The sequence below is a fragment of the Streptomyces sp. NPDC031265 genome, from assembly GCF_055570295.1.
This window is the reverse complement of sequence record NZ_JBVIHM010000017.1, coordinates 18,538-38,835: the sequence shown is the minus strand read 5'-3', so window position 1 is coordinate 38,835 and position 20,298 is coordinate 18,538. Positions and strand designations below refer to the sequence as shown.

The following is a 20,298-nucleotide window of genomic DNA, read 5'->3' as shown; positions in this document are numbered from 1 at the left end:
ATGTCCGGTCCCGCCACCCTGGCGACCGAGTCCGTGCGCGAGCGGGACTTCCGTCTGCTGTGGATCGGCAGCGGCATCAGCCAGCTGTGCGGGATGTCGACAGTGGTCGCCTTCCCGCTGCTCGCCGCCCAGACCCTCGGGGCGACGGTCGGCGAGGTCGGTCTGATCACGGCGGCCGGATATCTGCCCTGGCTGATCCTCACGCTGCCCGCCGGGGTGTACAGCGGGCGGCTGCCCCCCAGAACCATGATGCTCCTGGCCGACCTCGGCCGCGCGCTGATCGTCACCATGGTGCCGGTCCTCGCCGCGACCGGGCACCTGGCCCTGTGGCACCTGTACATGTCCAACGTGCTGGTCAGTTGCGCGACGGTGTTCTACGAGATCGTGTACCTGTCCATGCCCCCGCGGATGCTGCCGAAGGACAAACTCGTCTACGGCAACATCCGCCTCCAGATCGCCCGCGCCGTCTCGCTCGCCTTCGGGCCGACACTGGCGGGCTTCACGGTGCAGTTGCTCGGCCCCGAGCACGCTCCTCTGCTCAACTCGGCGGGCTTCGCCGCGTCCGTGACGTGCAACCTCCTCATGCGCTCCCGCATCGAGGCCACCTCTTCGACATCCGGCGCGAAGGGCATGTGGGCCGAACTGTCGGAGGCCGTACGGTTCGTCACACGGCGGCCGGTCATCCTGGCCTCGATCGCGGGCTCGGCCGTCGGGAACTGCTGTTTCGCCGCCTACGAGGCCCTCGTCGTCATCTTCCTGGCCGACGACGTCGGGGTGGCCCCGGGCACCCTGGGCATGCTGCTCGGGTCGGTGGGCATCGGCGGTCTGATCGGGGCGTTCGGCGCGGGCCGCGTCAGCCGCCGCCTCGGCACCGCGCGCGCCGTGTGGATCCCCGCCGCCGTCCTCGCACCGGCGGGACTGCTCCTGCCGATGACCCGGCCGGGCTCGGGGCTGCTCCTCTTCTTCAGCGGCGCGCTGCTCTTCCACGCCGGCTTCTCCGTGTTCACGGTCGGCCAGGCCACCCTCGTACAACTACTGACCCCGCCCGATCTGCTGCAACGGACCGTCGCCTGCGTCCGGTTCATCAGCCGGGGCATGCTCTTCTTCGGCGGCCTCGTCGGCGGCGGCCTGGGCACCCTGTTCGGCCCACGGGCCGGGCTGGCCATCGTGATGTTCCTCTGGCTCAGTGCCCCGCTCATCACCGCGTCCTCTCGCTTACGGTACTGGCGGGACATTCCTACTGTGGAGTGACCACATGTCTGAGACGATCGACATCGTCATCACAACCATCGGTTCCGGGTCGTTCCTGGAGCACTACGCCGACACCCTCGCCGAATCCGGCGCCCGGCTCGTCGTCATCCCCGACAGGAAAACCCCCAAGGCGTTCTACGAAGCCTGCGAGAAGGCCCGCGGCCGAGGCGCCGGCATCGTCTCCCCCGATGTGGAGGAGCAGGACCGCCTCCTTGCCAAACTCGGTGTGCCCGACCTGATCCCGTACGACTCCGACAACCGCCGCAACATCGGCTATCTGCTGTCCTATCTCAACGGCAGCGCGATGGCGGTCTCCATGGACGACGACAACCTGCCGATCGACAGCCCCTTCTTCGACGAACACCGGGTGGTGCTGCAAGGCCCGGTGCCGCACCGCGTGGTGTCGGCCGGCAACGGTTGGTTCAACGCGTGCGACCTGCTCGAAGTGAGCCCCTGCCGGGTCTTCCCGCGCGGATTCCCGTACGGCCCCCGGGAGACTCCCACCGAGGTCACCAGCACCGAAGAGGTGGCCGATGTGCGCGTCAACGCCGGTCTGTGGCTGGACGACCCCGATGTGGACGCGGTGACCCGGCTCGCGGTCCGGCCCAGGGTGACCGCCTACAACGGCAAACCCGCCGTACTGGCCAGGGACACCTGGTGCCCGGTCAACTCGCAGAACACCGCCGTGCACCACGACGCCCTGCCCGCCTACTACTTCCTGCGGATGGGCCAGCCCATCGGCGGAGCCGCGGTCGAGCGCTTCGGTGACATCTTCAGCGGCTACTTCGTCGCCGCGTGCGCCAAACACCTCGGCCATGCGGTCCGGTTCGGCGGCCCCCTGGTCAACCACGAGCGCAACGAACACGACCTGCTCAACGACCTCACCATCGAGCTGCCCGCGATCCGCTTCATGGACGAACTCCTCGGCTGGCTGCGGGAGTTCCAGCTCCAGGGCAGCGACTACCGCGAGACGTACGAGTCCCTCAGCCACGGCCTGGAGGACTTCGCCGAACAGGCGCGGGGCGGGGCCTGGTCGCAGGAGGCGCGGGCCTTCCTGCACCGCAGCGCCTACCTCATGCGCACCTGGCTGAGCGCGGTGCGCCGCATCGATGGCCATGGCAACGGCGGCTGAGAAACAGGAGTCCGGCGCGGGGATCCTCCTGGACCGCCCGCGCCGGACTCCTTCAGCTGCTCAGCCCTTCGCCAGAATGGCGTCGACCGTCTCCATCAGGGTCAGGTCGGAGCTGTCGAACCACGTTCCCTCACCGTCGAGTTCACTGCGCAGCGCGTCGTCCAGGAACGACCAGTCGTCCGCCAGGACCTTGTCCCGCTCGGCCACCCGCCGGGAGACGACGTCCGCCGCCGGGGCCAGCACGATCAGCCGCAGCGGCAGGTCCTTCAACTGCTCCAGATAGAACTCCAGATGGGCGCGCCGGACCACCACGTCGTCGATGACCGGAACGACACCCGCGGCGTGGAAACTGCGCGCCAGCACCGACGCGTTGCGGGCCCGCAGCAGCAGTTGGCGATCCGCCTCCAGGTCCTCCTCCGGCGAGGGCAGATGCCCGCCCGCGACGATGAGGTCCTGGAGGTGGTCGCCCTCGATGTGCGCGCCGAGGGGGAAACGACGGGCCAGGGCCGCCGACACCGAACTCTTCCCGGATCCTGGAATGCCGATGACGAGAAATACGTCGGAGGCGGGTTCGGTGTCAACGATCTGGCCCTGGAAGGAGGTTTCCGGCATGCTTCCTCTACTCCTTTATCGCGTTATCGGCCAACGGCCCGTTCACGGTCCGATATTGCCAGCGCAGCGATCGTAGCAAGTACCGACGACCTGTCCGATCCCCTATTCCGGAACCAGGGAGTTCCCATGCCCCTCACCAATGCGGTGCCGCCGCCCCCGCCATGGCTGCTGATGTTTTCCGCCGCCGACCGGGCCGCGCTGGCGGATACGGCTCGAACGGCCGCCGAATTACTGGCCGATGGCGCCCGGCCCGAGGCGGTGCTGCCCGCGCGCCTCCTTTCGAGCGAACACGACACCGAGCGCCTGGCGGTCGCGGCCGCCGATCCGGCGGGCCTGGTCGAGGGGTTGTCCTTCTTCGCCGACGGACTGGCCAGCCCGCGCTGGACGTCGGGGCGGCCCGACGGCGCCGCTTCCCGGGTCGTCTGGTGCTTCGGCGGCCACGGCAGTCAGTGGCCGGGCATGGGGCGCGCCCTGCTGAGCTGGGCGCCCGAGGCGGCGAGGGTACTGACCGAACTCGACGCGCTGCTGCCCGACGGAGTGATCGAACCGCTGATGAACGCGGCCGACGGGGAGCTCGGCCCGCCGGACACGACACAGCCGCTGATCTTCGCCGTCCAGGTCGCCACCGCCCACTGGCTGTGGTCACTGGGCCTGCGGCCGGAGGCGGTCGTCGGGCACAGCCTCGGCGAGGTCGCCGCCGCCCATGTCGCGGGCGCCCTCACCCTCGAAGACGCGGCGCGGGTCGTCACCGTACGCTCCGGCCTGCTCGCGAAGGCGGCGGGCGGCGGGGCGATGGCGACGGTCAACCTCGACCGGCACACCGTCGCGCACCGGTGCGAGCAGATCCCGGGGACGGTGGTCGTCGCCGCCCACAGCGCCCCGAGGCAGACAGTGGTAACCGGCGAGAGCGAGGCGACGCGAGCGCTCGTGAACGCGCTGGAGGCCGAAGGGGTGCGGTGCCGGCTGATCCGTATCAACGCGGCCTCGCACAGCCCGTTCGTCGACAGCGTGCTGCCCCAACTGCGCGCCGAGCTGGCCGATCTCGCGCCCGCGACGCCCCGCATCCCGTGGATCTCGACGGTCGACGCGGACCCGGACCCGGTCGGGCTCGCCACCGCGGACTACTGGGCGCGCAACCTGCGCCGCCCGGTCCGCTTCACCCAGGCGGTGTCGGCGCTGGCCCGCCGGGGCATCCGGGCTTACGTGGAGATCGGGCCGCACCCGGTCCTGATCCCGCCGATCCGCGAGACGCTGCGCGCAGAGGGGGTCGACGATCCGCTGGTGATCGCCTCCGGCCACCGGGCGACCCCCGAGCCGGTCTCGCTGCTGCGCCTGCTGGGGGCGCTGCGCTGCCGGGGCCTTGAGATCCCGGCGCTCTACGACCACGCACTCGCCGGCGCCACCCCGGCCACCGACCGCACCCCGCCCAACGACCGAACCGGCCGAGCCCGAGCCCGAGCCGACCGAGGATGAGTAGGCCCATGCCCGCAGTTTCCCGCGCCCTTGACCCGTCCGCGACCGTGCTCGTGGCGGGCTCGTCCGGGCTCGTGGGCTCCGCCGTCGTGCGCCGCCTCCGAGCCGAGGGGTTCACCTCCGTCGTCGGGATCCGCTCCTCCGACGTGGACCTCACCGACGCCCGGGCGACGCTCGACCACGTCACCTCGCTCCGGCCCGCCGTGGTGATCGACGCGGCCGCGCGGGTCGGCGGCATCGCCGCCAACGACGCCGAGCCCGTGGAGTTCCTCAACGACAACCTCCGGATCCAGACCAACCTGTTCGCGGCGGCACACGCGGCGGACGTGGACCGGCTGCTGTTCCTCGGCTCCTCCTGCATCTACCCGAAGCACAGCCCCCAGCCGATCCCCGAGTCCGCACTGCTCACCGGCCCGTTGGAGGAGACCAACGACGCCTACGCGATAGCGAAGATCGCGGGGGTGATCGCGGTGAAGTCGTACCGCAGGCAGTACGGCCGCCGGTGGATCTCCGCCATGCCGACCAATGTGTACGGCCCCGGCGACAACTTCCACCCGACCCGGTCGCACGTCCTGCCCGCGCTGATCCGGCGCTTCCACGAAGCGGTCCACTCCGACGCCGAGGAGGTCGTCGTCTGGGGCAGCGGTACGCCACGGCGGGAGTTCATCCACGTCGACGACCTGGCGGCGGCCTGTCTGCACCTGCTGGCGCACTACGACGACCCGTCGCCGGTCAACATCGGTGTCGGCGAGGACCTGACGATCGCGGACCTCGTCGGCCTCGTGTCCGGGGCGACCGGCTTCACCGGCCGGATCACCTGGGACGCGAGCAGGCCCGACGGCACACCCCGCAAGCTGCTCGACGTCTCCCGGCTCCTCGCCACGGGCTGGAAGCCGCGGATCGGGCTGGCGGAGGGCGTACGGAGCACGGTTCGCTGGTACGCCGACACCCTGGCCGGATCAGGCGGGCCTCCCGATGGCCGCTGACCTGCCGGGGTGCCACCCGGCTCAGCCAGCCGCCGGGCCGTTGCCGCGCCGCACGAACGTGCCGCGGTCCAGGACGGCCCTGCCCTGGGAGCGGACCTCGAAGAGCGCCGACTCGCCGCGCTCCCAGATCCGTACGGTGAGGTCCTGGCCCGGGAACACGGGTGCGGTGAAGCACGCCGACATCGTGCCGAACCGGGCCGGGTCGCCCCCGCAGAGCGCGTGCAGCAGCGCCCGGCCAGCGAAGCCGAACGTGCAGAGCCCGTGCAGCAGCGGTCGGCGGAAGCCGAGACGCGCGGCGATCGCGGGGTCGGAGTGCAGCGGGTTCGGGTCACCACTGAGCCGGTACAGAAGAGCCTGGTTGGGCGCGGTGCGGTAGTCCACGGTGTGGTCGGGCTCTCCCTCGGGGCGCTGCCACGGCTCGTCCTCGCCCGGGTCGCCGCCGAAGCCGCCTTCGCGCCTGATGGTCAGTCCGGTGCGGATGTCGGCGAGCGGCCGACCTGTGGCGGGGTCCACGCAGGAGGATTCGATGACCGCGAGCGCGCTGCTTCCCCGGTCCCTCAGCGCGGTCAACCGCGAGGTCGTGGCCGCCGTGCCCTCGACGGGGAGCGGGCCGTACAGCGTCAGGGACTGCTGGGTGTGCAGCAGCTGCGACACATCGAAGTCCCCGAGTACGGGCTGGGTCCGCCGGGAGACGAGGGTCGCCGCGAAGGTCGGCAGCACCGAGGGCAGGACTCCCCCGGAGTTCTCCGTGGTGAACTCCAGCTCGCGGGCCGGGTCCTCGCCGCCCGCGCCCACTCCGAGCGCATAGAGGGAGGTGTCCGAGAATGTCCACAGCCGGGTTCCGGAATCCCAGGTCCGCCCGACGAGATCGCGATAGAGCGCCATCGCTCCGCTCCTTTCCACCACTTCAGAAATGTCCGGCACCACACATGGCTGAAAAATTACGCATGGCCGAAACCACCGAGACGGGATTGAGAAAATGATTCGAGCACTCCTGGTCGACGCAGGCGGAGTTCTGTTCAACAACATCAATGAGGAGACCTCTTTCCTGCCGGACATCGCACGCCGCTATGGCGTCGACGAGAGCCGCCTGCTGGGTGCCGTGCTGTCATCGGCTCACGCGTACGAGAGCGGCGCCTGCCATGCGCACGATGTGCTGCGCGGTCTCCTGGAGGAAGCCGGCAGCCCCTTCGCGGACGCTGCCGACGGGGAGTGGTTCGACGGACGGTGGGTGGACCGCCTGTACGCCGCCCACGTCCGCTGCTACCACTCCAACGTCGTGGAACTGGCCGAGGTGGCCCGCGCCCGTCCGGAGCTCGCCCTGGTCCTGGCCAACAACGAGGCCGAGCACTGGGACCACCTCAAGAACCGACGCCACGACCACTACCGGCTGTTCGACCACCTCTGCTCCTCATGGCGAGTCGGCCAGGTCAAACCCTCTGCCGAGTACTTCGCCGAAACACTGGTCCGCTGCGGGGTCGATCCGCACGAGGCACTGATGATCGACGACCGGACAACCGTCATCGCGGTCGCGCGAGACCTGGGTATGCGCACCCTGCACGTCAGCAGTCCCGAGGTGCTGCGCAGTCACCTACGGGAGGCCGTCGAGAACCTGGTGCCGTCGGCGAGGAGCTGAACAACCCCCAGTCCTCAGAACTCACTGACCCCGGCGTCGACGGCCATGGCGTGCGCGGTGACATGGCGGGAGGCGTCGGACACCAGGAACAGCACGGCATTGGCCACGTCCTCGACCGAAATGCCCTCCACCGGCTGCATGTTGACCAGCATGCCCCGCAGCCGCGGGTCGGCCATGCTCGCCTTGGCGACCTGGGTGAGCATGGCACGGCTGCCCATCGCGGTGTCGACGCCGGTCGGGTGCACGCTGTTGACCCGGATCCCGAACCGCGCGAGCTCGGCGGCAAAGGCCTTCGCCATACCGCGCACCGCGAACTTGCTGGTCGTGTACGGAATCATGAACGGCTGCACCTTCAACCCGGCCGAGGAGCTCATCAGCACGATGGAGCCGCCGCCCGCCGTCACCAGGTGGGGCGCGGTCGCCATCACCGTGTTCCACGTACCGGTGACGTTGACGTCCATGGTGTCGCGAAAGATCTCTTCGGTGACCTCGTCCCAGGCACGGGGTATGCAGATGCCCGCGTTGGCCACGACGGCGTCGAGGCGCCCCAGCTTCTCCACGGCCCCGTCGACGGCCTCGCGCAGACCGGCGAGGTCACGGACGTCCGCCACCAGGGGCACGACCCGCTGCCCGGACTCCTCCGCCAGGGCGACTGTCGTGTCGAGGTCGGTCGTCTCCGACGACGCGTAGGCCACGCCGGGCAGGGTCGCGCACAGGTCGACGGCGATGACGTCGGCGCCCTCACCCGCCATCCGCACAACGTGCTCACGGCCCTGGCCACGAGCCGCGCCGGTCACCAGAACAACCTTGCCCCGCATCAGTCCACTCACGTACGAGTCCTTTCCCGACAGGCTTCACCAGGGTTCACAACGGGTCCGATCTGCCCCACGCTAGCGAAGCGGACGCCATTGTCCACCGTGTCCAGGTGGGCCAACTCGACCTGGCCATACGGCGTTTGTCGTGCGCGGCGGAGGCGATAAGATCGGAAACGACACCCCACCACTGTTCCTCGCCCGCGCCGCGCATCTCGTATCTCGCATCTCGCCCGAATCCGTAATGACGCCATCGGCTCGCACCCAGTCGTGCCGAGCCGTACGAGGGGGATCGTTGAACGGACAAGCGCCTACGGCTCCCCGGTTCGGCCCCGCACGGCCGTTACCGGACCATCCCCGCCCCGGCCGGCCGTTGCCGGACCGCCTCCGCGCCGCCGTGGACCGCGCACTCGCCCGCCCCGCGGCCCAGCAGCCGCAGTGGCCCGACCCCGAGGCCGTACACGAGGTGCGAGCCGTCCTTGAGACCGTGGCACCGGTCGTGAGCGCCGAGGAGGTCGACCGGCTGCGGACTCGTCTGGCCGCGGTGGCGGGTGGCGAGGCGTTCCTGCTCCAGGGCGGCGACTGCGCGGAAACCTTCGCCGGGACCACCGCGCACTCGATCGCGGCCACCGTCGACACCGTGTACCGGATGGCATCGGTACTCACCTCCGCGGCCGGGCTGCCGGTGGTGACCGTCGGCAGGCTCGCCGGCCAGTACGCCAAACCCCGCTCCTCACCGGTGGACGTGCTGGGCCTCCCGACGTACCGGGGCGACATCGTCAACGGCCGCGAGGCGACCGCCGAGGCCCGCGTCCCCGACCCGCACCGCATGCTCCGCGCATACGTCAACGCGGCGGCCGCGATGGCAGCGGTACGCGCACTACACGCCACCGGGGCGGTCGGACCGATGGACGGGGGCGGGTTCTTCACCAGCCACGAGGCCCTGCTCCTCGACTACGAGCGGTCGATGCTACGGATGGCGGACGGCCGCGACCGGGGCGGGCAGCAGCCGTACAACCTGTCGTCGCACTTCCTCTGGATCGGCGAACGCACCCGCCAACCGGACGGCGCGCACATCGCGTTCGCCGAGCTCCTGGCCAACCCGATCGGCGTCAAGATCGGCCCGACGACCACCCCGGAGCAGGCCGTCGAGTACGTCGAACGCCTCGACCCGTACGACGAGCCCGGCCGACTGACCCTGATCAGCCGGATGGGCAGCGCGGAGGTGCGGAGCGTGCTGCCGCCGATCGTGGAGAAGGTCACCGCGTCCGGGCACGCGGTCGTCTGGCAGTGCGACCCGATGCACGGCAACACGGTGCAGTCCCGCAGCGGATACAAGACACGCCACTTCGACCGCGTCCTCGACGAGGTGCGCGGCTTCGTGGAGGTGCACCGCGCTCTGGGCACCCACCCCGGCGGCCTGCACGTGGAGCTCACGGGCGCCGACGTGACGGAGTGCCTCGGCGGCCCCCAGCACATCTCCACCACAGACCTCCCCCACCACTACACCACCGCCTGCGACCCCCGCCTGAACCGCACCCAGGCCCTCGAACTCGCGTCCTTGGCGGCGGACATTCTGCTCTCCGGGCAGGCCGCCCGGCCTTGACGATCAGGGCTCGCCGGCCGTCCGTAATATCGGTGGCGCGCACCCTCGCACAGCGGGATCATCCGAAGTGTCCGGGCCGACGCGTACCCCTGTGGTCGTGCTCCGCCTGCCCAGAGAGGGAGCCGTGATGAGCGTTTCCGCGTCCGAGCCGTCCGAGTCCGCGCCCGAGGTCCGCACGGCGGCCGGGGCGCTGCGTGGCAGCCGGGAGGCGGGGGTGGCGGTCTTCCGGGGGATTCCGTATGCCGAGCCGCCGGTCGGCGCACTGCGGTTCGCCGCGCCGCGGCCGGTGCGGGGATGGGACGGGGTGCGTACGGCGGTGGCGTACGGGCCGCCGCCCCCGCAGGGCGGCCACTTCGGCATGGACGCGCTGGCGCGGGACGCGGTGGGCGACGACTGGCTGACCGTCAACGTCTGGTCGCCCGAACCGAGCTCTGGCGCGGGACTGCCGGTGATGGTGTGGATCCAGGGCGGTGCGTATGTGATCGGTATGTCCGGGCTCCCCGAGTACGACGGCGGCCGCCTCGCGCGCGAGGGCGGGGTCGTCGTGGTGACGTTCAACTACCGTGTGGGACTTGAGGGGTTCGGGCAGTTCGAGGGCGCGCCCGCCGACCGTGGCCTGCTCGACCAGGTGGCCGCCCTGGAGTGGGTGCGCGACAACATCCGCGCCTTCGGCGGCGACCCGGACCGCGTCACGGTCTTCGGCCAGTCGGCGGGCGGCGGATCGGTCGCCGCGCTGCTGGCGATGCCCCGCGCGGCCGGGCTCTTCGGGCGGGCCGTCGCGCAGAGCGTGCAGGGCACGTTCTTCTCGCCGGAGCTCGCCTCCGACATCGCCACGGCGTGCGCCGCCGAGCTGGGGCTGAGGCCCACGGTGGCCGACCTGTCCGCGGTGGACCCGGTCCGGCTGTCAATCGCCGGGGACGCGGTGGGCGCCAAGATGATCCAGTGGGCGGACCGCTGGGGCCTGGCCGCGCACAAGTCGATCCCGTTCTCGCCGGTCGTCGACGGTGACACCCTGCCGGTCACCCCATGGCAGGCCCTGGCCGACGGCGCCGGCCGGGACATCGAACTCCTCGTCGGCCACACCCGTGACGAACAACGGCTGCTCACCGCGCTCGACGGCTTGCTCGGGCAGGTGACACAGGAGCAGGCCGCGGCCGCCCTGGACGCCTTCGCCCCCGGTGAGGACGGCGCACGCCGTTACCTCGACGGCTTCCCGGCCGCGACCCCGGACGAGCTGTACGAACTGGTCCAGTCCGACTGCCTGTTCCGCATGCCGAGTCTCCACCTCGCCCGGGCCCAGACCGCCGCCGGCGGCCGTGCCCACGTCTACGAGCTGACCTGGCCCGCCCCGGGCATGGGCGGCGCCCTCGGCGCGTGCCACGGCCTCGACGTGCCGCTCGTCTTCGGCAACCTGGACCGTGGCCGGCCCGCCATGCTGATCGGCGACAGCCCTTCCCCGGAGGCGGAGGAGCTGTCCGCCCGTATGCGCGCGGCATGGACGGCGTTCGCCGCCCAGGGCGACCCCGGCTGGCCCGCGTACGACGCCGGGCAGCGCCTCGTGCAGCTCTTCGACACCCGGCCGACCGTCACCGCGTACCCGGAGGAAACCTCCCGCTGGATCTGGCAGGACCACACCGTTCCCGTACTGCGGCTGAACAAACGCTCGTAACGTCGAAGACCGCCCGGATCAGAGTCCGGTCAACTGTGCCTGTACACACCCGACTTCGCGCGCTTCGACACGAACCAGTGGTGCACGACGGCCCCCAGTGCGGCACCGAGCAGCGGCGCCGTCAGATAGGCCCACAGTGCGGTGGTGGTGCCGGAGAGGGCCGCCGGGCCCAGCTGACGGGCGGGGTTGGCCGCCCCGCCGCTCACCGGTCCCAGCAGCGCGATGATCAGGCCGACCACCAGCCCCACGGCATAGGGCATCGGCCGTGCAAGGCCGGGGTGGGCGACGAAGAAGCCGATGAGCAGGGCCACCGCCGCGAAGCTCGCCGCCTCCAGGGCGAACACGGCCACGGAGGACCGGCCGGGAGCCGGGCGGGCCAGTCCGTCGCTGAGAGCCGCCGACTGCAGCACCGGCCCCCACACCAGCCGGGCCAGCGCGGTCCCGGCCAGCCCTCCGAGCAACTGCCCTATGGCGTACGGAACCACAGCCCGCCCCGGGAACGCCCGCATCAGCCACAGGGCCACGCTGACGGCCGGGTTGAGGTGCGCGCCCGACCCCCGGCCCGGCGGGCTCAGGATCAGCCCCACCAGCAGGACCGCGACCAGCGCCCCGATGACGCCCAGCGCGAGCTGCAGATCGGCGATGAAGACGGGCGAGGCCGGATCGAGCAGCCAGCGCACCATCGTCACCACGAGAAACATCATCACCGCGGTCAGGGCGCACTCCACCGCGGCACCCCGCCACGGCGTACTCCCCGGCACAAGTCCCGGCCCGGCCACGGACACGGCCGGGGCCTCCCCCGCCCCCACTCCCCCGTCGGACACCGATCCCCCCTCGCACCGGCCAACCACCCCCACCGCCCATCGGACGGTCACGAACAGCCGCAGGGTAGAACCCCCGACCCGCCGGAAAGCACCGAAGCACCCAACCGGCCGCGAAGAGACCGGAAACACCACCTTGCGCCGGGGCCCGCCCACGTGCCGGTCGGCAGGACGTGGAGCTACACGATCGGCGTCTCGGGCGGCCACACGATCGACCTGACGGTCAACGGCACGACGACCCACTACCCGATCCCGTCGTCGTTCAACGGCTACAAGCAGTACTTCAAGGCCGGCTCGTACAACCAGTCGTCCTCCGACAGCACCACCAAGGGCGCCCGCGTCGGCTTCTGCAAGCTCACGGTCTCCCACGGCTGAGCGCGGGCCACTGCGCGGGAGACCTGTCCGCCCGGTCAGGCCTTCTTGACCACACTGGACTTGAGCTGCATCGGGCCGAAGCCCTCGACCTTGCAGTCGATGTCGTGGCCGTCGACGCCGTCGACGAGGCGGATGTTGCGCACCTTGGTGCCCGCCTTGATGCCGGTCGGACTGCCCTTGACCTTCAGGGACTTGATCACGGTCACCGTGTCGCCGTCGGCGAGCACATTGCCGACGGCGTCCCTGATCACCCCGTCACCGCCGGCCTCGCCCTCCGCGGACACGGTTCCCGCGGGCGACCACTCGTGCCCGCACTCCGGGCAGACCAGCAGCGCGCCCATCTCGTAGGTGTACGCGCCGGAGCACTCGGGGCAAGGGGGCAGGTTCTCGTTCACCACGGAAGTGTATTCGCGCCAGGGCGTGCCTTGCCCTCCGCGCGGAGGGCACCGCGCCCGCCCGGCTCCAGGGGACTACTCCCGGCAGTCACCCAGCACCTCCTCCAGCCTGCCCCGCTCCCCCGCCGTGACCCGCAGCCCGTAATATTCCTTCACACCGATCCAGGCACGGCTGTACGTGCACTCGTAGCCCTTGGGCAGCCACTTGTCCGGGCCCTTGTCGCCCTTGTCGCGGTTGCTCCATGTGGAGACCGCGATGAGCTGCGGCGAGCCGCTGAGGTCGTTGGCGAACGCGCGGCGCTTGTACTCTGGCCAGTCCCGGGCGCCCGAGCCCCACGCCGCCCTGAGCGGCACGATGTGGTCGATGTCGACACGCAGGGGGTTCGTGACCGTCAGATCGTCGTACGCGCTGCGCCAGCGGCCGCCCACCACCTTGCAGCCGTCCTTGATGGTCGCGGGGATGTCGGACAGGGCCTTCAGGGCGAGTTCGCGCGTGGAGCACTTTTCGGCGCCGTGCAGGACCCAGCAGCTCTTGCCGCCGAACGCGGTCCGCTGGAATCCCTTGCTGTCGAAGGGCCCGACGTCCAGCTCGGAGAGCATGCGCTTGGCGTCCTCCAGGTCGGGGAGGTTCTTGGGCCACTTGACCACCGCGGGGCGAAGACCGGCGGGGAGCGGGGCGGGGACGAACGCGGCGGTGCCGGGTTCGTGCACCGCTCCCTGACCCGAGTCGGTCGACGGCAGCCGGTCCTCCTCCGGGCCTTCGCAGTCGAGCTCATCGAAGTTGAGCGCCGCGCTCCGCGCCTGGCCGGCCTCCGGCCGCGAGGGCGGCGACGGCGGGGACGCGGCTTGGGCGGCCACGGTGAGCAACGCTGCCGGAAGTGCCGCGACGAGCAGGGCGGAGGTGAGGACCGGACGCGTGTACGAGCGCATGGGGATCTCCTTCGGTGGCATGGCGTTCTGGTGCCGACGCACCCCCTTGAGGAATTGACCGCCCCCGCACCCACCGACCAGCTTTTCCGACTTTTCCCCCGTTCGGCCGTGGGCGGAGAAGCGGTGAGCCCGTCAGCGGTCGACCCTGACCACGATCTTGCCCACCTGGCCGCCCGCCTCCATGTAGCGGTGGGCGTCGACGATCTCGTCCAGACCGAAGACACGGTCCACGGCGGGCGCGAAGGCACCGGTCCCCAGACCGGAGGTCACGAAGGCCTCGGCCCGGCGCAGTCGCTCGGGATCCGTGGTCGTCTCCAGGACGGTGTAGGTACGCATGTTCAGCGCGGGCATACCGAGTTCGAACCCGGGGTACGGGTCGCCTCACCGCTCAGCGCCCCGTACTCGATGAGCGTGCCAGGGAGTCGGACGCGGGGCGCGAGGCGTAGACCTCTCGCCGCGACTCCGGCCGGCACGGGCGTCCCCTTCGCTATGTTGTCCTCGTGCGGCAGATCGGGGAGTTCACCCTGGAACGGCGGCTGGGGGCCGGCGGGATGGGCGTGGTGTACCTCGCGTACAGCCCGACCGGACGGCAGGTCGCGCTGAAGGTGATCCGGCCCGAGTACGCCGACGACCCGCACTTCCGGGCCCGATTCCGGCGCGAGGTGGCGGCGGCCCGCAAGGTCAGCGGCGCGTTCACCGCCTCGGTGGTCGACGCGGCCCCGGACGGCGATCCGCCCTGGCTGGCCACCCAGTACGTACCCGCCGAGTCGCTGGCCGCGCGCGTGCGCTCGGGCGGCCCGCTGCCGGCGGCGGAGATCGCACGTCTCGCGGGCCAACTGGCGGAGGCCCTGCGCGACATCCACCGTCAGGGCATCGTGCACCGGGACCTCAAGCCCGGCAACGTCCTGCTCGCGGAGGACGGCGCCCGGGTGATCGACTTCGGCATCGCCAAAGCGGTGACGGAGAGCCGCGCGCTGACCCACACCGGCGGGATGGTCGGCACTCCGGCGTTCATGGCGCCCGAGCAGCTGAGCGGGCCGCACCGCGTCTCCCCCGCGACCGACGTGTTCGCGCTGGGCTCCGTGCTGGCGTTCGCGGCGATCGGCCGCAGCCCGTTCGAGGACGCCGACGCGGCGGGTGCGGAGCCGATCGCCGCCGCCTTCGCCGTGGTCCACGAGGAGCCGGACCTGACCGGCGTACCCCGCCCGCTAGGCGCTCTCATCACCCGCTGCCTGGCCAAGGAGCCCGGCCGGCGGCCCCGCTTGGACGAGGTGCTGTGCCTGGCCGCCCGGGCCGGGGAGGCCGGGTGCGACAGCGGCCCGCCGTGCCGGGTGCGCGGCCGGTGGCGCGTCACGGCGCCGGCCGTCGCCCTCGCCGTACTCGCCGCCCTCCTCGTCCGGGGCGATGTGCCGCCCTCCGCCGTACTGTCGGGCCACACCGGCTGCGCCGACGGCCAGCGCGCCATCGGTGAGGGCGCGAAGCGCACCTGCGTCGGCCTGCTGACCGGACCCTCGCTCCCGACGGGCACCTCCGCCCGTTCCCCCGACTCCCCTGGCGGTCCGGGCCCTGCGGGCTCCTCCGACACCGACCTCGCACCGGTCCTCAAGCTGATCTACGCGGAGAACCGTCAGGTCGTCCAGGCATCCGCCGGGCCGGGCGGGCGGCCGTACGCCTCCGTCGTCTACCTCACGCCGATCACCGCCGAGTACGACGGCACCAGCATGATGGCGAGCGTCCGGCACGACCTGGAGGGCGCGTATCTCGCGCAGCGCAGGGCCAATCGCGACTCCGCCGCCGCCTCCGGGCCGCGGATCAGAGTGCTGATCGCCCAGACCGGCGGCAGCGCCGAGCAGCGCGCGTACACGGTCGGGCAGGTGCTGCACCGGCGAGGCGCCGAGCACATCGTGGCCGCGGTCGGCCTCGGCGGCAGTACGGCCTCCAGCCAGGACATGGTCGGAGAGCTGACCGCCGGGGGCCTGCCCGCGTTCGGCTCGGTGCTCACCGCCGACTCCTGGGCGGCCACGCCCGGTCTGGTCCGGGTCGCGCCCGCCAACGCCGACCAGGCCTCGGCCGCCGTACGGTTCCTGACGGCGGGCGCGTACACCCGCGCCCGTGTCCTGCTCGTCGAGGACGTCGCCGCGGGCGACCAGTACACCAGCACGCTCGCCACGCAGTTCCGCGCCCGGATGCCCACCGGCCGCCTGGCGGGCGCCGTGCTGTTCGACTCCCATGCGGACGGCCAGGTCGACACCTTCCGCCACCAGGTCGGCGAGCTCTGCGCCGCCCGGCCGGACGTCGTCTACTTCGCGGGCCGTGGCACCTCGCTGCCCGCGTTCCTGACCGCACTCGCCGAGCGGCCGTGCCGGGACCGCCCGCTGACCATCGTCTCCGGAGACGATGCCACCCAGGTCACCCGCACCGACGGCTTCGGCCCGCGGGACCTGGCCGCGGCGCTGCGCACCGGCCGCGTCGACCTCGTCTACACCGGCCTCGCCCACCCCGGGGCCTGGGACGTGGCACCGCGGGCGTTCGCCCCGCAGGCCATCGCCCCGTTCCTCGACGGCACGTTCACCACCGCGTTCCCTCACTCGGGCCTCGACGACGGACGGGCGATCATGATGTACGACGCGCTGCTGATCGCCACCCGGGCGCTGCGCGTCGCCCCCACGTCCTCCGATCCCACGGCCACCGACGTCCACCGGACCCTCGCCGCGCTGCGCGAGGGCACGGGGGTGCCGGGCGCGAGCGGCTGGATCACGATCAACGGCGACGGCGGCCCCCGGGACAAGGCCATCCCGGTCATCCGCATCGAGCCGAACGGCCACACCACCACCCTCGCGGTCACCTCCGCCGACGGCACCCCGTACACGCCCACCGGCAGGTGACCCCTGCGGTGCCGGTCACCGCACGGCCACCGGCGAGGAGCCGCCCGGCACCGCCAGACGGGGTTCGCCCGTGCCGTCCGCCGGAACCGACCAGATGTCGCTCGCGCGCCCGCCGCGCCCCGGCAGCGCGTAGCCGACGGTCGAGTCGTCCAGCCAGGCGGCCTGGTCGTCGACGCTGTGCCGCTCGGCCAGCGGGTGCTCGCGCATCCCCGCCAGGTCGAGTACGTACAGCCGCCAGGGCGCCCGGGGATCGCCGGAGACCTTCTTCTTGAAGGCGATCCGGGTGTTGTCCGGCGACAGCGACGGGCATTCGGCGTTCTCGCGCAGCGCCTTCGCCGACCAGTTCCGCAGGTCGCCCTCGACGAGGTGGGTGCGGCCCCTGGACGAGACGGTGGCGTAGAAGCGGTTGTCGTCGCGGGCGAAGGTGACGCCCCAGTAGTTGACGTCCGGTGCGTGGTAGCGGGCGCCGTCGACGGTCAGCGGAATCCCTTCGATCGACTTGATCAGATAGCCGGTGCGCAGGTCCAGGACCGAGGTCCGGGTGGAGAAGCCGGAGGTGGCGTACGAGTCGCCGACGGCGAACGCCGTCCAGGACAGCAGGTTCCCCGAGGCGGAGACGCGGGCCCGGTTGGGGATGCCGGGGACGGTCACGCGGCGCACTTCGCGCAGCCGCCGGTCGAGTACGAGGGCTCGGGTGCGGGCCGGGAGGCCCGGCAGTTTCCGCAGGCACAGGGCGCGCTCCCCCGCCGCGTAGAAGCGGTCGCAGGACGGGCCGCCGCCGACGCGCGGCGCACCTCGTGCGGGCAGGCGCGCGACCCGTCCGGTGGCCGGGTCCCGGAAGTACAGACCGGGCTCGTCGAGGCCGAACGAGCCGTCGGCGTCGGCTTGTTGGGGCGGGCTTTCGCGGTGCCGGGCGTGCAGGACGTAGCCGAGGGAGCCGCCCGCCAGCAGGAGCACGGCGATCACGACGACGGCGAGCCGGAGGTGGTGATGGGCGGCCTTCACGACGCCTCCGAGACCGTGGCGGGCAGGACGCGCCAGGCGGCCGCGAGCGCACCGGCCAGTACGAGCGCCGCCACCCACAGGGCGGGCCGCTGCCCCCAGAGGGTCCAGGCCGCCCCGAACCCGGCGGCGCCGAGGAGCCGGGCCAGGGCCTGACCGGTCTGGAGCACCGCGAGCCCGCCCGCTCGTCCGCGCGCGGGCAGCAGGGGCCCGGCGAGCGCCATCAGCACCCCGTCCGTGGCGGCGTAGAAGATGCCGAGCAGCACGAGTACGGCCGCGGCGGTCGGCCAGGCGAGCGGGGCGAGCAGCAGGGCGTACGCGCCGAGCAGAGCCGCGTGCCCGAGCAGGAACGGCAGCCGCCGCCCGGTCCGGTCGGCGATCCGGCCCACCGGGACGGCGAGCAGCAGATAGCCCGCGGCGGGGCCGAGCGGCAGCAGCGGGAACAGGGCGGCCGGCAGGTCCAGGCCGCGCTGGAGCAGCAGATAGAGGAAGGAGTCGCCGATCGTGGCGGCGCCGAGCAGGGCGGTCGCGTACAGGATGCGACGGAAGGCGGGGTCGCGAAGCGCCGTGCGCGGACGGGGAGTTATGGGCACGCGCACTGTCCCGGACGCGGGCGGTACGTACACCGCCAGCAGGAGCACGCCCAGCAGCCCGATACAGAAGCTGACGACGAACACCGCGTCGTAGGCGTCGGTGGTCGCCCGGAGCACGGCGAACGCGGCGAGCGGCCCGAGGAGCGCACCCGTGGTGTCCATGGCGCGGTGCACGCCGAAGGAGCGGCCGAGCGTCTCCGGCGGGCCGCTGAGCGAGATGAGGGCGTCGCGCGGGGCCGTGCGGATGCCCTTGCCGAGCCGGTCGGCGGCGAGCGCGGCGGCGATGCCCGCGGTGGCGCCCCCGGCGAGCAGCAGCCCGAGCCGGGAGAGCACGGAGAGCAGATAGCCGGCCCCGGCGACCCGCTTGTGCCGGCCGCCGCGGTCGGCGAGCCGCCCGCCGAGCAGCCGCACGAGTGCGGTGGCCCCGTTGAACATGCCGTCCAGGAAGCCGAATTGGAGCGGGGAGAGACCGAGGCCCAGGACGAGGTAGAGCGGCAGTACCGCCGTGACCATCTCCGAGGAGACATCGGTGACCAGGCTGACCGCGCCGAGCGCGAGGACGGTGCCGGGGACGCGCCGCCCGGCCCTGGAGGTGCGGGGCGGCGCGTCCGTACGGCCGGTGGTGGCCAGATACATCAGTGGCAGCCGTACTTCGGGCTCGTGTCCTTGACCTGCCCGTCGGTGCCGACGTAGGTCCACCCGTAGCCGGAGTCGGTGAACTCCAGCTTCAGCACGCCGTACTGGCCGCTGATCCGCTTCTGACTGTTGGGCTGGACCTGCTCGATGGGGTACGGCTCGGCGCCTCCCATGCCGCCGACGACCTCCACGATGCCGTCCGCGGTGGCCTTGCCGTCGGGGTCCTGCGGGGCGAACCGCTCGTAGTGGTGGTCGTGTCCGTTGAGGACGAGGTCGGCCTTCGCGCCGTACAGGATCTTCCATACGGGCTTGGAGACCGGGTCGTTGCCGTGGCCGCCGGACGAGTAGAGCGGGTGGTGCCAGTAGGCCGCTATGCACTGCTTGCCGTTGGCGGCGAGGTCGGCCTTGAGCCAGGCGATCTGGGCGGACTGGTCGAAGGAGTTGGAGTCGAGGGCGATGAAGTGCCAGTTGCCCTCGTCGTAGCTGTAGTAGCTCTTGCCCTGCGGGTAGGCGATGTTCCCGAAGTACGCCTTGTATCCGGCGAGGACCCCGGCCGGGTCGTACGTCTCGTGGTTGCCCGGGACCGGACGGGTCTTGGCCTTGAAGGCCCCCCACGTCTTGTCGTAGTAGGCGCGGAAGTCCGAGATCCGGGCGTCGTCGTACTGGTTGTCGCCCATCGTCAGATAGAACCTCGGATCGATCTGCCGGGCGAGCGCGGCGGTCTTGGGGTGCGCGCAGCCGCTGTCGGCGGCGGTGCACTGGGCGGCGATGTCACCGGCCGCGACCACGGTGAAGGCGCCGCCGGGCGGCGGGCCGCCGTCGAGGGTGCCGTACACCTCGGCCTCGTAGAGCGAGTAGCCGTACGAAGTGGCGCGCGCGGTGCCGTAGATGCGCAGGTATCTGCCCTTGCCGGTGAGCGCGGTCCAGTCGTCGGTGCCGCCGTTGCCCGCCTTCTCCTCGGCGACCGTGGTCCAGGACGCCCCGTCCTGCGACACCTCGACGCGGTACGCCTTGGCGTAGGCGGCTTCCCAACTGAGCTTGACCCGGCTGACGGTGGCCGTCGCGCCGAGGTCGACTCGGATCCACTGCGGGTCCTTGCCCTCGGCGCTGGCCCAGCGGGTGGCGGTGCCGCCGTCGAAGGCGTTCTCGGCGCCGAGCGAGGAGGTCTCGGCGGAGGAGGCGGTGGCGGGTTTCCCGCGCGAGATGAGGGGGTCGGCGGCGGCCCCGGCCCGCCCGGGCCAGGCGAGCAGCAGCCCGCCGAGGAGCGCGAGCACGGCGGCGAGGACGAGGGTGAGGGGGCGGCTTCTGCCGCGCGGGAAGGGGAGTTGGGCTGAGGTGTTCAGGCGCATACCTGGACTCCGTGGGGGCTTGGTGACGGCGAGAGCTGGACACCGTGGCGCGGCCCCGGGGGGGGGGGGGGGGGGGGGGGGGGGGGGGGGGGGGGGGGGGGGGGGGGGGGGGGGTGGGGGTATGGGAGGTGCTGA

General features: G+C 72.0%; 19 protein-coding genes. 9 read left to right on the top strand and 10 right to left on the bottom strand.

Features of this window, described 5'->3' with window-relative positions; all coding sequences use genetic code 11:
- Entirely contained in the window at window positions 1–1,251 is a 1,251-nt protein-coding gene (locus tag ACZ499_RS24510) for an MFS transporter (RefSeq protein ID WP_468677918.1), read from the top strand.
- A gap of 4 nt (window positions 1,252–1,255) precedes the next feature.
- A complete protein-coding gene (locus tag ACZ499_RS24505; RefSeq protein WP_468402226.1) occupies window positions 1,256–2,383 on the top strand; it encodes a hypothetical protein in 1,128 nt (375 codons plus the stop codon).
- 60 nt (window positions 2,384–2,443) lie between these two features.
- Here ACZ499_RS24505 and ACZ499_RS24500 read toward each other — a convergent pair whose 3' ends face one another.
- On the bottom strand, window positions 2,444–2,995 hold the full coding sequence (locus tag ACZ499_RS24500) for an AAA family ATPase (protein WP_468677914.1): 552 nt from the start codon (window positions 2,993–2,995) through the stop codon (window positions 2,444–2,446).
- Window positions 2,996–3,121: 126 nt separating this feature from the next.
- Here ACZ499_RS24500 and ACZ499_RS24495 point away from each other — a divergent pair, with 126 nt between their 5' ends.
- The gene (locus tag ACZ499_RS24495; protein ID WP_468677913.1) at window positions 3,122–4,468 is read left to right on the top strand and encodes an acyltransferase domain-containing protein; all 1,347 of its coding nucleotides are present in this window, start codon (window positions 3,122–3,124) and stop codon (window positions 4,466–4,468) included.
- A gap of 8 nt (window positions 4,469–4,476) precedes the next feature.
- Complete coding sequence (locus tag ACZ499_RS24490; protein WP_468677911.1) at window positions 4,477–5,454, top strand: GDP-L-fucose synthase family protein; 978 nt, start codon at window positions 4,477–4,479, stop codon at window positions 5,452–5,454.
- Window positions 5,455–5,475: 21 nt separating this feature from the next.
- On the opposite strand, the gene ACZ499_RS24485 is transcribed toward ACZ499_RS24490, so the two are convergent.
- Window positions 5,476–6,339: a MaoC/PaaZ C-terminal domain-containing protein gene (locus ACZ499_RS24485; RefSeq protein WP_468677909.1), complete on the bottom strand. Its 864-nt coding sequence runs from the start codon at window positions 6,337–6,339 to the stop codon at window positions 5,476–5,478.
- 94 nt (window positions 6,340–6,433) lie between these two features.
- Between ACZ499_RS24485 and ACZ499_RS24480 the strand changes: the two genes are divergently transcribed.
- Window positions 6,434–7,090 carry an HAD family hydrolase gene (locus ACZ499_RS24480; RefSeq protein WP_468677908.1) on the top strand — a complete coding sequence of 219 codons (657 nt, stop codon included), beginning with the start codon at window positions 6,434–6,436 and terminating at the stop codon, window positions 7,088–7,090.
- Between the two features lie 14 nt (window positions 7,091–7,104).
- Here ACZ499_RS24480 and ACZ499_RS24475 read toward each other — a convergent pair whose 3' ends face one another.
- Window positions 7,105–7,920 (bottom strand): mycofactocin-coupled SDR family oxidoreductase, encoded by an 816-nt coding sequence (locus ACZ499_RS24475; protein ID WP_468677906.1) that lies wholly within the window; start codon window positions 7,918–7,920, stop codon window positions 7,105–7,107.
- Between the two features lie 379 nt (window positions 7,921–8,299).
- Here ACZ499_RS24475 and ACZ499_RS24470 point away from each other — a divergent pair, with 379 nt between their 5' ends.
- Together ACZ499_RS24470 and ACZ499_RS24465 are read left to right on the top strand one after the other, a co-directional pair.
- Entirely contained in the window at window positions 8,300–9,508 is a 1,209-nt protein-coding gene (locus ACZ499_RS24470; RefSeq protein WP_468677903.1) for a 3-deoxy-7-phosphoheptulonate synthase, read from the top strand.
- A gap of 127 nt (window positions 9,509–9,635) precedes the next feature.
- Window positions 9,636–11,177, top strand: coding sequence for a carboxylesterase/lipase family protein (locus tag ACZ499_RS24465; protein ID WP_468677902.1), 1,542 nt, complete (start codon window positions 9,636–9,638; stop codon window positions 11,175–11,177).
- A gap of 29 nt (window positions 11,178–11,206) precedes the next feature.
- On the opposite strand, the gene ACZ499_RS24460 is transcribed toward ACZ499_RS24465, so the two are convergent.
- Window positions 11,207–11,956 carry an MIP/aquaporin family protein gene (locus ACZ499_RS24460; protein ID WP_468678138.1) on the bottom strand — a complete coding sequence of 250 codons (750 nt, stop codon included), beginning with the start codon at window positions 11,954–11,956 and terminating at the stop codon, window positions 11,207–11,209.
- On the opposite strand from ACZ499_RS24460, the gene ACZ499_RS24455 reads away from it, so the two are divergent.
- Window positions 11,840–12,373: a polysaccharide lyase family 7 protein gene (locus ACZ499_RS24455; RefSeq protein WP_468678136.1), complete on the top strand. Its 534-nt coding sequence runs from the start codon at window positions 11,840–11,842 to the stop codon at window positions 12,371–12,373. The two genes, ACZ499_RS24460 and ACZ499_RS24455, sit on opposite strands and share 117 nt — an antisense overlap.
- 35 nt (window positions 12,374–12,408) lie before the next feature.
- Here ACZ499_RS24455 and ACZ499_RS24450 read toward each other — a convergent pair whose 3' ends face one another.
- The 3 genes from ACZ499_RS24450 to ACZ499_RS24440 form a co-directional block, all read right to left on the bottom strand.
- A complete protein-coding gene (locus tag ACZ499_RS24450) occupies window positions 12,409–12,768 on the bottom strand; it encodes a zinc ribbon domain-containing protein YjdM (protein WP_468677901.1) in 360 nt (119 codons plus the stop codon).
- Window positions 12,769–12,843: 75 nt separating this feature from the next.
- A complete protein-coding gene (locus ACZ499_RS24445; protein ID WP_468677900.1) occupies window positions 12,844–13,698 on the bottom strand; it encodes an HNH endonuclease family protein in 855 nt (284 codons plus the stop codon).
- 132 nt (window positions 13,699–13,830) lie between these two features.
- Window positions 13,831–14,049: a zinc-binding dehydrogenase gene (locus ACZ499_RS24440; RefSeq protein ID WP_468677898.1), complete on the bottom strand. Its 219-nt coding sequence runs from the start codon at window positions 14,047–14,049 to the stop codon at window positions 13,831–13,833.
- Between the two features lie 149 nt (window positions 14,050–14,198).
- Between ACZ499_RS24440 and ACZ499_RS24435 the strand changes: the two genes are divergently transcribed.
- A complete protein-coding gene (locus ACZ499_RS24435) occupies window positions 14,199–16,583 on the top strand; it encodes a protein kinase domain-containing protein (protein ID WP_468677896.1) in 2,385 nt (794 codons plus the stop codon).
- A gap of 15 nt (window positions 16,584–16,598) precedes the next feature.
- Here ACZ499_RS24435 and ACZ499_RS24430 read toward each other — a convergent pair whose 3' ends face one another.
- From ACZ499_RS24430 to ACZ499_RS24420, 3 genes are read right to left on the bottom strand one after another with little or no spacing between them, the layout of a single operon-like run.
- Entirely contained in the window at window positions 16,599–17,588 is a 990-nt protein-coding gene (locus tag ACZ499_RS24430; protein ID WP_468677894.1) for a TolB family protein, read from the bottom strand.
- A complete protein-coding gene (locus ACZ499_RS24425; RefSeq protein WP_468677892.1) occupies window positions 17,585–18,814 on the bottom strand; it encodes an MFS transporter in 1,230 nt (409 codons plus the stop codon). Before ACZ499_RS24425 ends, ACZ499_RS24430 begins: the two co-directional genes overlap by 4 nt.
- Entirely contained in the window at window positions 18,814–20,163 is a 1,350-nt protein-coding gene (locus tag ACZ499_RS24420; RefSeq protein WP_468677890.1) for a discoidin domain-containing protein, read from the bottom strand. The genes ACZ499_RS24425 and ACZ499_RS24420 overlap by 1 nt, the downstream gene beginning before the upstream one ends.
- Between the last annotated feature and the right edge of the window lie 135 nt (window positions 20,164–20,298).

What these genes read in the sequence shown, in the direction of transcription:
- ACZ499_RS24510 (WP_468677918.1), top strand. Translation starts at nt 1, where the DNA reads ATGTCCGGTCCCGCCACCCTGGCGACCGAGTCCGTGCGCGAGCGGGAC.
- ACZ499_RS24505 (WP_468402226.1), top strand. Translation starts at nt 1,256, where the DNA reads ATGTCTGAGACGATCGACATCGTCATCACAACCATCGGTTCCGGGTCG.
- ACZ499_RS24500 (WP_468677914.1), bottom strand. Translation starts at nt 2,995, where the DNA reads ATGCCGGAAACCTCCTTCCAGGGCCAGATCGTTGACACCGAACCCGCC.
- ACZ499_RS24495 (WP_468677913.1), top strand. Translation starts at nt 3,122, where the DNA reads ATGCCCCTCACCAATGCGGTGCCGCCGCCCCCGCCATGGCTGCTGATG.
- ACZ499_RS24490 (WP_468677911.1), top strand. Translation starts at nt 4,477, where the DNA reads ATGCCCGCAGTTTCCCGCGCCCTTGACCCGTCCGCGACCGTGCTCGTG.
- ACZ499_RS24485 (WP_468677909.1), bottom strand. Translation starts at nt 6,339, where the DNA reads ATGGCGCTCTATCGCGATCTCGTCGGGCGGACCTGGGATTCCGGAACC.
- ACZ499_RS24480 (WP_468677908.1), top strand. Translation starts at nt 6,434, where the DNA reads ATGATTCGAGCACTCCTGGTCGACGCAGGCGGAGTTCTGTTCAACAAC.
- ACZ499_RS24465 (WP_468677902.1), top strand. Translation starts at nt 9,636, where the DNA reads ATGAGCGTTTCCGCGTCCGAGCCGTCCGAGTCCGCGCCCGAGGTCCGC.
- ACZ499_RS24445 (WP_468677900.1), bottom strand. Translation starts at nt 13,698, where the DNA reads ATGCGCTCGTACACGCGTCCGGTCCTCACCTCCGCCCTGCTCGTCGCG.
- ACZ499_RS24440 (WP_468677898.1), bottom strand. Translation starts at nt 14,049, where the DNA reads ATGCCCGCGCTGAACATGCGTACCTACACCGTCCTGGAGACGACCACG.
- ACZ499_RS24425 (WP_468677892.1), bottom strand. Translation starts at nt 18,814, where the DNA reads ATGTATCTGGCCACCACCGGCCGTACGGACGCGCCGCCCCGCACCTCC.
- ACZ499_RS24420 (WP_468677890.1), bottom strand. Translation starts at nt 20,163, where the DNA reads ATGCGCCTGAACACCTCAGCCCAACTCCCCTTCCCGCGCGGCAGAAGC.